6 protein-coding genes are annotated in these 15,309 nt (G+C 61.0%); all 6 read left to right on the forward strand.

The window, feature by feature from the left end; all coding sequences use genetic code 11:
- The first annotated feature begins 247 nt into the window (after positions 1–247).
- Entirely contained in the window at positions 248–2,278 is a 2,031-nt protein-coding gene (gene mads2 / locus JOF55_RS18340) for a methylation-associated defense system DNA methyltransferase MAD2 (protein ID WP_310275854.1), read from the forward strand.
- Positions 2,275–3,696, forward strand: coding sequence for a methylation-associated defense system restriction endonuclease subunit S MAD5 (gene mads5, locus JOF55_RS18345; RefSeq protein ID WP_310275856.1), 1,422 nt, complete (start codon positions 2,275–2,277; stop codon positions 3,694–3,696). Before mads2 ends, mads5 begins: the two co-directional genes overlap by 4 nt.
- A complete protein-coding gene (gene mads6, locus JOF55_RS18350) occupies positions 3,696–7,766 on the forward strand; it encodes a methylation-associated defense system protein kinase MAD6 (RefSeq protein WP_310275857.1) in 4,071 nt (1,356 codons plus the stop codon). Before mads5 ends, mads6 begins: the two co-directional genes overlap by 1 nt.
- On the forward strand, positions 7,763–9,415 hold the full coding sequence (gene mads7, locus JOF55_RS18355; protein ID WP_310275859.1) for a methylation-associated defense system protein MAD7: 1,653 nt from the start codon (positions 7,763–7,765) through the stop codon (positions 9,413–9,415). The genes mads6 and mads7 overlap by 4 nt, the downstream gene beginning before the upstream one ends.
- Complete coding sequence (gene mads8 / locus JOF55_RS18360) at positions 9,412–14,718, forward strand: methylation-associated defense system ATP-binding protein MAD8 (RefSeq protein WP_310275861.1); 5,307 nt, start codon at positions 9,412–9,414, stop codon at positions 14,716–14,718. Before mads7 ends, mads8 begins: the two co-directional genes overlap by 4 nt.
- A 116-nt stretch (positions 14,719–14,834) precedes the next feature.
- Positions 14,835–15,293: an NUDIX domain-containing protein gene (locus JOF55_RS18365; RefSeq protein ID WP_374727551.1), complete on the forward strand. Its 459-nt coding sequence runs from the start codon at positions 14,835–14,837 to the stop codon at positions 15,291–15,293.
- The last annotated feature ends 16 nt before the right edge of the window (positions 15,294–15,309 follow it).

Genomic DNA, 15,309 nt, shown 5'->3' on the forward strand with positions numbered 1-15,309 from the left:
TCGACGGTGGGTGGGCTGGCTATCTCCCACCCACCGTGACGTTTGTGGAGTTCGAGCCAATGGGATCATGTACCGCCGCCCTGTCATAGCAGGTGGCCCTGTGACTGCTTCAGCTTCGCACGCAGTAGTTTGATGGAGGACAGAGCAGGATCGTGAAGGCCATGTCGGCAGTAAGGGACACCAGATGGACGAGTTCGTCGCAAGCCACGCATCAGTCACGGAGAGTGCTGGGTCCGATGCTCACGAGATGCTGGACGCGCTGGCTGAGGATGAGATCGTCGACTACATCACCGGCGAAGCCGTCAAGGAGACCCCTAAGGAGAAGGTCCGGCAGCGAATCGTACGGGGATTGCTGCACGAGTACGGCATCGCCGTGGAATACATGGCCAGTGACTTCCCGGTCACTGTCGACAATGGCGGTGGGCGTAAGCGGACCAAGAAAGCCGATATCGCGATCTTCGACTCGGAGGAGCACACCCAGGACAACCTGCGTCGGGTGGTCGTCTGCAAGCCCGAACCGAAGAACGGCAACACGGTCACCAAGATCCGCACCCATGAGCAAGCGACCAAGGAGCTCGACGAGCTCAAAGAGCTCATGGGCAACGAGAACGTCCCCGAGCTGAAGTACGGATTGTGGACCAACGGGGTCGACCTGTTCTACCTCCACAAGGAAATCGGACGCTGGGGAACTACCTACGAGCCGCGGGCGGACTGGCCACAGTCCAGCGAGTCGTTGGGCAGCCGTAGCGTCGCATCGCACGCCAGGCTGCGTAGCGGCGAAGAAGACATGCTGCGTACCGCGTTCCGCCGGTGCCACAACTACATCCACGGCAATGAAGGTCTGCCGAAAGACGCCGCGTTCTGGCAGTTCATGTACCTGCTCTACGCCAAGATCCACGACGAGCAGGTCAACCGCAACGGTGGTGCCCAGTTCTACGCCGCCTTCGACGAGCCGTTCACCGACGATGGACGCGGCAAGATCCGCGAGCGGATCGACAATCTGTTCGCCCAGGTCAAGAATGCCTATCCGCTGTTCAGCGCACGGGACGAGATCACGCTTTCGGATCGGGCGCTAGCGTTCATCGTCGGCCAGCTCGCCCCGTACAACCTCGCCGACACCGAGATCGACGCCAAGGGAGCGGCCTACCAGGAGCTGGTCGGCAACAACCTGCGCGGTGACCGGGGCCAGTACTTCACGCCGGTGCGTGCGGTGCGGCTGATGGTCGACATCCTCGCGCCGCAGGAGCACGAGCGGGTACTGGACCCTGCGTGCGGCACCGGCGGTTTCCTGCGCGAAACCCTCGCGGCGCTGCTGAAGCAGTGGCGCGAGAACGAAGGCATAGGAGACGAGCTCGATGCCGAGGAACAACGCGAGCGACACCGGCAACGGCTGAAGCGGTACGTGGAGAACAACCTCTTCGGCGCCGACTTCGACCCTTTCCTGGTGCGCGCGACGAGCCTCAACCTGATGACGGTCGCCGGAACGCAGGGCAACGTCTATCACATGAATTCCTTGGCGTTTCCGGACGGCACACTGCCCGGCGTGGAACCCGCGCGAGCGGAGATTCGGTTCGGCAGCGTCGACGTGTTGATGACCAACCCGCCGTTCGGTTCCGACATCAAGATCACCGACGAGGATGTTCTGAACCGCTACCGCGACGGGGTCGCCCAGTCCTGGACGCGCAGCAAGGAGACCGGGCTGCCGGTGGCAAGTAGTACTCCGGTGACAGGTGTGTCACCGGAGCAGCTGTTCATCCAGCGTGCCGTGCAGTGGGTCAAGCCGGGTGGACGGATCGGTATCGTGCTACCCAACGGCATCCTTTCTAACCCAGGACCGTCGGACGAAGCCATCCGGCGCTGGATCCTGGAGAACTGCTGGGTGCTGGCCAGCGTGGAACTGCCGGTGGAGGCATTCATTTACGAGGCCGGGGTCAACATCCTCACCACCCTGCTGTTTTTGAAGAAGAAGACCGATGAGGAACGAATGGCCAAGGACATGGGTGCCGACCAGGAGTACCCGGTGTTCATGGCCATCGCCGAGAAGGTCGGCGTCGACCGTCGAGGAAACCCTGTGTACAAGCGTCATCCGGACGGCGAGATCGTTCTCGACTACGAGACCAAGCTGGAGACCTTCCGAATCGGCGGGCAAAAGCGGGAACGTACCCTGCATCGCACCGTCAAGGTCATCGACGATGACCTGCCCGAGATCGGTAGGCAATACCATCAGTTCCGCGTTGCGCACCCCGAACCAGGCTTCACACCGGAGGGCACACGGTGAAGATCATCAACCCGGACAACCCGGTAAATTCCGCTTGGCTCGTCGAGCAGGGGTACCGTCTTGATCCGCGTCCCTACCTCTCCGGTGCTTTCGAAGCCCGCAAGCTCCTCGAACGGCTGCCCATGCGGAAAGATCCGCTCCAGAGTCTCACTGCAGGGTACAATGGTGGCATCTTCAATGGACCGAAGTTCCGCCGGATCTACGTTAAGGATCCGGAGTACGGCGTACCATTTCTGGGTAGCACGGACATTATGGAGGCAGACCTTAGTTGGCTTCCTTTGCTCTCCAAGGCTGACGCAAAAAAAATTCCCTACCTTGAAGTGCGTGAGGGTATGACACTCATATCATGCTCGGGCACGGTTGGGCGAATGGCGTATGTCCGTCCTGACATGTCAGGATTTTGGTCATCCCAGGATGTATTGAAAGTGGTGCCGGATGATAACAAGATTAAATCAGGGTACCTGCACGCTTTTCTCGCAAGCGAGTATGGGCAGTCGCTAATCACCGGCTCGGCGTACGGGGCGATAATTCAACACATCGAGCCATACCACATTGCTGATCTCGGAGTTCCTCGGTTCGAGGAAGCGCTGGAAAATCGGATTCACACTCTTATTCAAGAGGCAGCCGAGCTGCGCGCTTCATACCAGGCCGGTGTAGTCGCCGCCACGGAAGATCTTTTCACCAGCGCAGACCTGCCCGAGCTTACTAACTTTCAATGGCACAAGCAGCCACGCGATCTGGGTTTCAGCGTTTCTGGAGCGAACTCGACAACCTTGCGTGCTCTCAATTTCAGCCCACGTGTCCAGCAAGTTCTTGAGACTCTGCGTTCTGTCCCCCACTGGACCCTGGGTGAAATTTGCGAGGGTGGTCAACTCAGTCGTGGTAACAGGTTTACGCGGATCGATAGCGGCCCCGAACATGGGGTTCAACTTGTTGGTCAGAGGCAAGGATTTTGGTTGCGCCCGCAAGGGCGGTGGGTGACTGTTTCTGACGGTCGTGCCTCGCAGCTGCTGCCAGTTAAGGAAACTATACTTATCGCGGCCCAAGGTACCCTGGGTGAAAATGAAGTATACTGCCGACCGATATTTGCGGCAGGGCGTTGGTTGAACTATGCATTCTCTGAGCACTTTTTGCGAGTATTGCCAGGTGCAAACGATCTGCCTGGCGCGTACCTGTTCGCTTTGCTACGTTCCAATGCAGTGTTTCGTGTCTTTCGCTCAATGAGTGCTGGCGGTAAGCAGCAGGACATCAACGCTGAACTTCGCAAGGGTCTGCCTGTACCACTGTGCACCCCCGAGGACCGGGAGCGGATCGCGGAGAAAGTTCGTCAAGCCTATCGCGAGCGGGACCTCGCGGATGATAAAGAAGACGAAGCGTTGCGGTTGCTGGATGAGGCGGTGCGAGAGGCGGCACGTTAATGGCGGAGATCCTGGGGGGCGGGCCTCCGGTCAACGATGACGAGCGAGCGGTGCTTGCACGACTGCGGGACCATGGGCCGGAGCACTGGTTGGTGCTGCACAACATCGAGATCCCAGCCAGGAACGAGACCTTCGAAGTCGATTTGGTGGTAGTCACCGACCGCGCGGTGTTCGTGGCAGACGTCAAGGGCACTCGGGGCCGCATCGAGGTGGCTGGGTCGAAGTGGCTCCCTTCGCGTAGGCAGCCGTTTCACTCGCCGGTCGCGAAGCTGCGTGGGCACGCTCGCAGGCTCAAGGGCCTGCTTGAAAACCACCGCACTGAACTCACCCGTGCCTACACCGCCCCGCTGGTCGTCCTCACCGGACGAGATGCCGAGCTCGTCGACCCGCAGCAGCGGGATGCGGACAACGTCACCACATTCGATGAATTCATCGCTTACATGGATACCGGCTTCGAAATTCCCAGCAGGTTTGCCGATGGCGTTGCCGAACTGGGCCAAGCAATCGTCGAAGCCCTGCACGGTGCGGTGCGCCGCCCACAAGGACCCCCGAAGATCGGCGGCTGGGAGATCGTTGAACGCCTCGGTGGGAACAGTGAGGTCACCGAATACCGGGCACGCAACCTCGACGCGCCGGAAGGTGCAGGCACGGTCCTGCTGCGCGTCTACCGCGCCGACCCGTTCCTGCCGGAAGCCGAACTCTCGGCACAGCAGCGTCGCCTCGGCAACGCCTACGTCGCTCTCTCCCGCATGCCGCCGCACCCGAACATCGTCACCGCGCGACATTTCACCAGCGTGGAAGACGGAGCCCGGTTCGTGCTCGAACTCGACGACACGCACGGCAGACCGCTGCTGCGCTGTCTCAACGAGCCGGAGCTGGCACTGGGCACGGACACCAAGCTGCGCGTGATCCGCGATGTCTTCGCCGGGCTCGCACACGCGCACTACAACAAGGTGATTCACCGGGCACTGAGCCCGTCGACCGTGGTCATCGCTGACGACGGCCGCTCGCTGTTGACCGGATTCGACCATGCTCGGCTCGGCCCGCCTCGAACGGAAACTGTGGTCGATCAGATCCCCGAAGTCGTCGATCCGAACTACCGCGCCCCGGAGTGCCACCGTGATCTTCAGGCGCACAGCCCAGCCTCGGACGTATACGCGGCTGGGATCCTTGCCTATCAGTTACTCACCGGCGAACTGCCGTTCGGCTCGTCGACCGAACAGTACAGTCAGGCCAGCGTGCTACCGCCGACTCCACTGGCCGAGGCCGGAGTGGACGCCAAGCTCACTGAGCTGTTCACCGCCATGTGCGCACAGCAGCCGGATGAACGACCTCGCGCCGCCGACGCGCTACGCGAATTCACCCGCATCGTCGGTGCCGGCAAACGCAACCGTCGCAGTATGCCGAAACAGGTAGAGAACACCGGCAGTTCTGGCACCACGCGCAGCAAGGACTTTTTGCTCAATCTGCCGGAAGGCCACGAGCTGACCCGCAAGTTCACCATCCGCCGCAAACTCGGCAAGGGCCACTTCGGTGCCGCTTACCACGTGTTCGACATGATCGCCGACACCGACTGGGTGCTCAAGCTGATCCTGCGGGACCGCGACTCGGTGATTGAGCGCATGAAGCATGAGTACCAGGTGTTGGTGAACCTCGAACGACACCCGAACGTGGTGCGCGTCGCAGACGCGAACTTCCTGCCCGACAACGAAACCCCGTACCTGCAGTTCGAATACGTCGACGGTCGCGACCTCGGATCCCTGACCTCCGGCGAACAACCGCTCGGCCCAGCCGACGTGCTGCGGTTCGGCATAGAAGCTGCACGCGGAATCGCACACCTACACCGGCACGGTGTGTATCACTGCGACATCAAGCCCAGCAATCTGCTGTGGACAGAACAAGGCTGCAAGATCATCGACTTCAATGTTGCGGTCACCTCGGACTCCACCTTGCGCCACGGTGGTGGATCCACGCGTTACCTACCACCCGACCTCGACATCAGTGCGCAACCGTCGGCCGCCGACCTGGCCGACCGGGACACCTACGCTCTCGCGCTGAGCCTGTACGAGGCGCTCACCGGTGCCTACCCATGGGATACCGGACACCCGCCACCGGGTGAAGAACCTGCACACCCAGCCGTGTGGTCCGGAGTGCCTCCGTTGGCGCCCGCCTTCGTGGAGGCACTGCTCAAGGCCATCGCGCCACAACGCAGCCAGCGATACGGCTCGGTGAGTGAATTCCTCGATGCCTTGTCCGGGATCACCACGGTCTGGGTGGAACCACCGGAAAGGCAGTTGCCCGAGCCGGGCGAGTCCGCAAGGGAGTCCACCAACGCTTTCGTGGACTACCTCCGCACGCTGTACAGCCAGAGCACAAGTACCAACCAGGGAACCAGAGGCAAGGATCCCACTCGCAGTGACCTCTACGTCACCAGCGCTCTGGATGATCGTCTGCTGCCGGACGTGCTCGCAGGGCATTACCGGCTGGTGATCATCACCGGCAACGCCGGCGACGGCAAGACCGCGTTCCTGGAACATCTGCTTGAGCGGGCACGTGACGAGCAGGCTTCATTCTCGACCGCCCGAGAAAACGGCGCGAGTTTCACCCTCGGTGGCATGGAGTTTCACACCAACCATGATGGCAGCCAGGACGAGGGGGAACGCGCCAACAATGCCGTGCTGGCGGAGTTCTTCGGTCCGTTCTCGGGTGAACCCACCGGTTGGCCGGACGACCAGAGCAGGGTTATCGCGATCAACGAAGGCAGACTCGTCGACTTCCTCACCGAACACGCAGGCGATTTCACCGAGCTCGGTAAGCTGGTCAACGCCGGGCTCGCCGGACACAGGCTGGACAGCGGCGTTGCGGTGGTCAACCTGAACAACCGTAGCGTGCTCGCCGACCCTGAGGGCACCGGCTCGATCTTCAGTCGAATGCTCGACCGGATGACCAGACCCGAATTCTGGCAAGACTGCGCATCGTGCGAGATCTCGACGCACTGTTACGCCCTGCACAACGCTCGCACCTTCGCCGACCCCACGGCGGGCCAACGCACGATCGAACGGCTGCGTTCGCTGTACCAGCTCGCTCACCTGCGCGGTCGCCTGCACATCACGTTGCGCGACCTGCGTTCCGCGCTGGCTTACACGTTGACCTCCGGACGTTCCTGCGCTCAGATCAAGTCGCTGTACGAGCGCGGACGTGGACAGGAGATCCTGGACGCCTACTACTTCAACAGCTGGATCGGCCCTGAAGGAGGCCATGACCGGCTGCTCGCCGAGTTACGTGAGCTCGACGTCGCCGAAGTGCCAGCACCGTCACTGGAGCGCCGTTTCGACTACGCCGGTCCGGACACTGGCAGCGCCACCATGAGCTTCGACCAGCGTTCCGGTTACGACCTGGAACTGCTGAGCGCCCGGTTTGAACAGCTTCCGCGCGGCAGCGCCCCCGACCTCACTGCGCATCGCGACTACATCGCCGCAGCGAAACGCCGATTCTTCTTCGAATCCCTCGAGGATATCCGGTCGGCGAGCCTGCTGCCGTACCAATCAGCACGGATGTTCCTGGACGTGTTGGCGAGCCCCAACTCAGTGGGCGAGCACCTCGGCGAGATCATCGATGCGATCAATCGTGGCGAGGGCCTGACCACGCCGGATGCCCTCGGTGACGCTGTAGCCTTACGCGTGCGGCACGTGCCGAACGGCACGATCAGCAGCTACCGGTTGTTCGACAAGGACAAGTTCACCCTGCACACCGCAGGCGCGCCCGAATCGCGGTATCTGGAAGGGGAGCACGACCACCTGCTGCTGCGCTATGTCGATCCCGGGGGCCAGCAGGCAGGGCTTGCCATCAAAATCGACTTGTATGAGCTGCTGTACCTGCTGCGCAGAGGTCACGTGCCCAACACCAGTGACAGCCAGGGGCGCTACCTGAGCCTGACAATGTTCAAGAACGCACTCTCCGCCGTGCCGTATCAAGAAGTGCTGCTTACCAACACCGGACGTGATCTGCATCGTGTACGCAGGGAGCCCGGCGGCAGGCTCGTCATGGAAGCGCTCTCGGAGGTGCGATGATGGGATTCGACCGTAAGGACCGCGAGTTCCGCCATCCCGGCGTGAGCTACCTCGAATTCAAGCAGATGGACATGGATCGGGTCCTTACCGCCTTCCTGGCCCGTCTGCGACACAATGGGTTGCCCAGCAGGCTCGCCCGCTCCACAGACTTGACCGTAGAGCCGTTCGTCTCTGAGTTTCTCGAACACCCCGAGTCGTTCTCCGGCTTCGATACCGAAACCACCCAGCGCTGGGTTTCGACACACCTGCTCGACATGGTCAACCGGGGCAAAGCCAACGAGGCGGTGGCCGGACCGCGGCCGCTCCACGGATTCACCTACCGCTTCCGCAACAGCAAACGCTCCCGCCCGTACGGGGCGGACGAGCAGCTCTACGAGATGCTGCTCCACGCCAGAGGCGATGTGGGTAAGCAGGCATTGGAACACCTGCGGAGCTTCTTCTTCGCAGGCATCGATCCGAGCACCGACGCACCGGTCACTGACGCCGAGATCGACGTCGAAACGCAAGCATTGCTGCACTTGTCCACAGTGGATAAAGTGGAGGACCGTCCGGACACCAGCAAGCCACGCAAACCACACCCCCCACTGTGCCAGGCAGCCGTGGACCTGCTCGTCGACGACGTGCTGCGGTTGCTGTTCCACAAGCGGTTCATACCGCGTTCGGTGCTCGTGGAGTACCTGAAGACGCTGTTCGCCTTCCACCTGGCGCTGTATCACCTACGGTTGATCAAGCTACTGCCGAACCTGGTGTGGCGCGAGAACACTGGCATTCGGTGTGTACGCAGCGAATGCGGCACTGACCTCAGTCTGGCCGCACACGGCTGCGGCTGCCCTGTGGGGCTGTTCCTCGATGTTGCGGGAGAGCCCGGAACCCGTGCGGCGGAACTCGCCGAACGTAGCGCAGAAGTGTGGTTCGGTCGCATACCGGAGTTCGTGCGCTCGGCCTACGCCATCAAAAAACTCGACGAGTTCGCTGAGAACCAGGCGAGAGTTGGCAAGCTACGGAGGCCGGCATCCGGGGTGTTCGGCGTGGCCGATGTGCTGAAGCTGCTCAGCAGTGCACGCAAAACCGACCGCAACAACTACTTCGATATGCGCATCCGCGGCATCGTCGAGGATTCGGCCGGTGCGGATGGTGAGCTGGATCCCGAGATCAGCACCATTCTCGGGCTGGGGCTGGACACCTTTACTACATACGTGGAAATGATCACTGCGCATCGTGGCCAGTACCACCGTGGCTACATCGTCGATGCGCTGGACTCACTGCTGCTGAAGAACCGGTCCGGCGCCCTGATCACTCAACCCCGGGGCGGCAATCGTCGATTCATCCTGGACTCGCGGCTGCTGGAGGTGCTGCTGCAGGTCTCTCTGCTCGCGCCCGGCGGGCCGACGGGGTTTCGGACAAAGGCGATGCGCGTCGACGAGTTTCTCACTGTGCTGCGTCGTCGATACGGTCTCCACATCAGCCAGCTTCCGGAAGGCGACGGATTTTCGTCGGTGAGTATCGCCGATCGTGCGGCGTTGCGGGAGAACGAAACGGCGTTCAGCACGAAACTGCGCGAGATCGGATTCTTCTCCGACCTCTCCGATGCCTACCTGACGCAGACCATCAGCCCCCGTTACGCGGTGGGCGAAGAGGGGAACAAGTGAGCACGACCGGTTTGCGGGAACTCCGGCAAGAAGACTTGTATGCCGAGTTGGAAGAATTGCTCGTGCCTTGGCTGGCCAGGGTGGCGGGGCAACGCGAACCCGGCCACTGCATGCGCGTCGGAGATCTGGACACCTCCCTGGCCATCCGGCTGTGCCGCAGGACGCGCCGCTGCGTACCGGCCGCGCAGGTCTACGTGCTGCGTTCCGGTTCTGAAGGCGCCGACGATGTAAGCGTCACGAGCACCAAACTGGTCGAACTGCGTAATCCGGAGACCGACGGTTCAGCTCGACCGCCGCTGCTGGTTTTTGTGCCCGCAGGTACCAAGGCCAGTGCGGAAGACTCGTTCGGCCTGGCCACCTTCGAAGAGCTCGACCTCGGTGATGTCTACACCGAGCTTTGCGAGGCTCTGCGCGCTGAACTACCCGCCCAATTGCGCTCGGCAGTCGATGAGCTCTTCGGTCTCATTACCGAGGCGCAGTGGCCCCATGCCGACGAACTGGCACGCACTCGGTACCTGCTCACGCTCAAACTCAACGACTTCGACAACACTGCGGCAGGCGCCGCATTATTCGAACTGGGACTCATCCCCGACTTTGGCTTGTTCACGGACCTCAGCCAAGTGCTGCGTCGCGCTGCGTGCAACATCCACCACGCCAGATCAATGGCAACACCGACGCGCCCCGAACGTGGTCGCGTGATCGACCTCGGCTTGACCGACCCCGCCTACACAGCTCGCCTGGCAGAGTTTGCCGTGAGGGCTGGTCTGGAAGACCCCAAAGCATGGACACGACGCATCGTTGTCGACCGAGAAAACTGGGGACTGGCATTTCAACACTGGCCGTTGCCGGAAGAACTCACCCATGAACGAGTGCGAGTCGACGTCGGTGAACTGCCGCTGCGCCGTGCCGGAGAAAATCCCGGGGACCACGACGACCAGATCCGCAGCACGATCATCGGCCAACAGTACCTTCCCACGGGTGCACAAGGGACGAACCAGCTCGCCGTGAGCTTTCAAGTCTCGCCCGCCCCACGGCAGGTTGCTGGCCTGTCCCGATTCATTGTCGCTCTCATCTCCGAAGACAGCGGACCCACTGGCGTCGTGACGTCCGTGCGGGTCGGAACGAAAAGCAAAACCGAATACAAGGCGACGCTGAAAAAACTCAAGAAATCTCAGCTTGAGAACGGCTGGCACTTTATCCGCGTCTCCGGTGTTGATACCGAAGGTGTCCCATATCCCATGGAGACAGCGGGCGAATCCGGTGCACCGCCGCATGAAAGTCAGCGCTTCTTCGTCATCGCCGACGGTGACGCGGAAGAACCCGCGGAACCACGAGTGCGCCGGGAAGAAGGCCTTACCCAAGCCAAACTCCGGTTGAGCTTCGACGTGCTCGCCGATGGCCGGGCACCGACGGGCATCACCTGTACGGCAACGGGCTGGAAGAACGGTCCCGAAAGCAACGTGGTACGTGCTGTATTCGCTGGTGAAGCCATTGTGGATATCCGGCTGGCTGCAAGGCTGCGCGAGATAGAACGAGCCATCCTCACCGAATCGGCCGAAGCCGCTGCACGACGACTGACCACGGCTGGAACACTGCTGCACGAACCCGGTGTGAGCCAAGCCGACGACGAAGTGTGGCGAAAGTTTCTCGTGGCGCGTCGTAACCTGTTCGAACAAATCAGTGGTACTGATCAGCTGGTTGTCGAAGGACGCGATCTCGCGGATATGGCCGAGTTGGCACTCGACTACGGACGTGCGTACCAGGCGCTCGTGGCGCATCGACTGCAGCAGACTGAAGAGGGCAGGATCGCACGGGCCTGCCTGGCAGCCGTGCTCGCCATCGACACGGTGGTTGTCGAATTGCCCGGCGAGGGTATGGACGCCGGTGAGGAAGTCGCGATTGTCTCGCCCACGCACCCGCTGCGGCTGCTGTGGCTCGTCACATGGACCAAACTCGGTTGGTCATGGTTGAACTCGGAACTTCCTGCCAGTGGCGCCGCACTCCGTTCTGCCAAGTCCGCGCTCTTCGACGATCTGGCTCCCCTGGGATTTCCGCTGGCAGTACCGCGTGCTGACGGTAGATTGCTGATGGCGGCAGACGATCTCAACCCGTACTGGGGCGCGCTTGCCGCCACCGACAGTCCCGATCCGCAAGGCACGCTGCGAGCTTTGACGAGCGTCCTCGGTAAGAGCGCGCAAAGTTCTTCGCGTCCACCGGTGAGTGGTCAGGCGCTCGCCGACCGAGTTGAGAGATACCTGCGAGCTCATCCGTATGTCACGACACTGACCATCGCCGCAGTGAACCCCGGACGCGCGGAGGCCCTGGCCGACATGCTGGTGCAGCTGCAACGGCGGGCAGAATTCAGCGATCTACGCTATGACCTCCGACTGTTCTTCCGCGACCCGGATGTCCCCGATGCGGGCGGTGCGCTGGTAGAGCTGTTGCACGGCGAATGGAACACCGCACACGAGGTAGAACGATTCCGTGAGCCAAGCGCGGGGCTGACACCGAAGCTTTCGGTGTCGCTGCGTCCGCTGGAAGAGTTCAGTTCTGCTTCCACCGAGCACACCGTGCACCTCACTATCTTGTTCGACGCGTTCGGCGGAGAGACTTTCGAGGTGGGAACGGGAGCCGAGCGCCATCACGTCACAGTGCACGGCCTTGCTCAGGAGATGCGCTCGCACTACCAGGTTGCCGAGGAAATCGCTTCCTGGCGCAAGGTGCCGGTACACGGAAGTGCCCATCCACTGCCGGGAAGTTCAGAATTCAGCGATCTCATGGGGCAGTTGCCAGGACTGATGTCGACCGCGGCGGCAACTGTGAGTTCGGGACAGGTCAGCCGGCAGTTCGTTCCGTGCGTGACGTTGAACCTCGACGCCGCCGACCGTACTCTCTTGCACCAGGCGCATCGCAGCAGTGACTGGGTCATCACCATCGACCGCACCATGGGCATGGAGCTCTTCGACTCTCCCAGCAGTGCGCAGCGCAGCGAGTATGTTATCGACCACAGTGCTCCCGATACCAGCACGCTCGGTCACCATATTGTGGTGAGCTCACGCTCGGTCGATGAGCTACGGGCGCTGCTGCTGCCCGCCATGAGCCAACACGACGTGAACATCGAGGCCCGTCATGTTGGTACTTTCTTCGACCAGTTGCGCCAGCTTTCCGGCAGACTCGCTTTCAAGATCGCCTCAGCAGCTCCCAACCAGCGCACCGAAATCCTCGGGCTCGCCCTGGCGCGGCTTTACCTCGCTTACCAAGGAGTGCTTGCCAACCAGTTGCTCGTTCCGCTGGACGCGCATCTGGAACTCTACAGGGATGCGAGGGCGCAATCGAGTGAGTTCGCGGTACGTCTGGACCGCACGGATCTGGCTTTGTTCGATCTCGATGCAGAGCAGCGCGTCATCACCTGCAGCCTGGTGGAGGTGAAATGCGCCTCCTCGGTGCCGGATCTGGCTGCTTACCAGCGACTCAAGGATCGCATTACCGAGCAGCTCAATCGCAGCGCCGAAGTGCTCGCCGAACATTTCGACCCACGCCACCGACGTCCTGACCGACCGGACCGAGTTGTCAAGAATGCCGAGTTCTCTGCGATGCTGCGCTTCTACCTCGATCGCGCACAACGCCACGAAATTATCGGCGAATCCGCCACGCGCGAAGCGAGCTGGCTCCTGGATCGGCTTGATGAGGGGTACCGGATGGAGTTCACGCGTACCGGTCTGATCTTTGATCTGGCCGGCACCGACACCGGTGTCGAACTGGAAGGCGGCATCGAGTTTCATCGAGTGGGTCGTCAGCTTATCGATGAGCTCATCGAACACATCCCCACAGACCCCGTGCTCGCGCGCCAGGGTGGCGAAGAAGGTACCTCTGCCGATGTTCGCTCCATTGAGCTCACGACACCGCGCTTGGAAGATGCTGCATTCCTGCGTCCTGCTCGGGAACGCAGCACTCGCGACGAGGACGAGATGCTCGATGATTCACCGATCGAACTCTCGCCGGAAGAAGGTATGCCCAACGCAGCGGAGGAAGATCAGGAGGCAGCGTCACCTGTTTCGGATGTGGAAGAGCAACACTTCGGTGACGAGGGGCAGCAACTCGTCTCGCAGCCGGACATCATCACCGGTACGGACAAAGGCACACCACAGTACGGGGTGATTGGAGAGGTAGCCGGACGTAAGGTCGGCATCGATCTCAACGAAACACACACGATCAGCTTGTTCGGTGTTCAAGGAGGCGGCAAGAGCTACACGCTAGGTTCGCTCATCGAAATGGCCTCGCTTTCCGCGCCGCCCGTGAACCAGTTGCCGCAACCACTCGCGACGATCGTCTTCCACTACAGCAAGACCAAGGATTATCCGCCAGAGTTCACCAGCATGACTGCGGCGAACGATGACCTGGGGCAGATTGAGCAACTACGTGAGCGCTATGGCGTCGCCCCTCGGGCGCTCGAGGATGTCGTGCTTCTCACTCCAGAGGACCAGGTGGATGCACGGCGGAGAGAGCACCCCAATGTACAAGTGCTTCCGCTGAAGTTCGGGTCTTCTGAGCTCAGGGTTGACCATTGGAAATTTCTTATGGGAGCTGTTGGAAACCAGGCAAACTACATCCGACAGGTTCAGCAGATCCTTCGCAAGAACCGGTCGAATCTTACTCTGGGAAAGATCCTGGATGACGTGGATCAGTCCGGTATGCAGGATCACCTGAAGCGGCTTGTCCAGGACAGGCTCAATTTCGCTTCCGAGTACATCGACGACAGTGTTCGAATAAAAGAGATTGTCCAGCCTGGTCGCATGATTATTGTTGACCTGCGTGATGAGCTGATCAGTAAAGACGAAGCGCTGGGTCTGTTCGTTGTACTCATGGAAATATTCGCTGAAGCTCAGTCCGGCGAGAGCAGATTTAACAAGCTCGTTGTTTTGGATGAGGCGCACAAGTACATTGACAGCCCCGAATTAGTGTCCGGTCTTGTCGAGAGTGTGCGCGAGATGCGACACAAAGGCATGAGTGTTCTTGTGGCTAGCCAAGATCCTCTTTCGGTGCCAGCGCAACTGATATCACTGTCGGATCACATCATCCTGCACAAGTTGAACTCGCCTGCATGGTTGAAGCACATCCAACGTGCCAATGACCCGTTGTCGTCGCTTACAATGACCAAGATGGCCAATCTTCGGCCGGGTGAGGCGTATGTTTGGGCTAATAAGGCCACCGACTCTGCTGTAATGAACGGGGCGGTTAAGATCGACTGCAGACCTAGGCTGACCAAGCACGGCGGGGCGACCAAGACTGCGGTCGATCCGTAATAGCGCGACGGTGAGCATGAGCGGACTGCGGCTTGAGCCAGGGGAATCAACCGTATGCGTCTCGCGCATGTCACCGGATGATACTCGTAAGATCACCAGTTGTGACGGAGCAGTTGATGGCAGTGGGGCGTCGTGCGGCCAGGGCGATTTTGATCGATGACCGTAGTCGGTTGGTGTTGATCAAGCGCACGAAGCCGGGGCAGGAGCCGTATTGGACGGCGCCGGGCGGTGGTGTTGAGGACAGCGATAGCTCGGTCGAGGAGGCGCTGTACCGGGAGCTGATTGAAGAGCTGGGGGCGGAGGTGGCTGGGGCTTCGCAGGTGTTCCTGGTCAGTTCTCCTTCGGATGCGGGAATCGCGGTTCAGTACTTTTTCGTAGCTCGCCTGACCAGGCTGGATGAAGCAGCGCGGAGTGGCCCTGAGTTCAGCGATCCGTCTCGAGGCGGTTATGAGGTGGACCGGATCGACCTGCGTGGTGATGACTTGGCATCGGTCGACTTGAAGCCAACTGCGCTGAAGGAGTTCGTCCTGGCCAATCGTGAAGCGCTCCTGGCCGAATCAGCTACCCTCTGTTGAGTCTCGGTAGGGAGCT

Source organism: Haloactinomyces albus, from assembly GCF_031458135.1.
In the GTDB taxonomy this organism is placed as follows: domain Bacteria; phylum Actinomycetota; class Actinomycetes; order Mycobacteriales; family Pseudonocardiaceae; genus Haloactinomyces; species Haloactinomyces albus.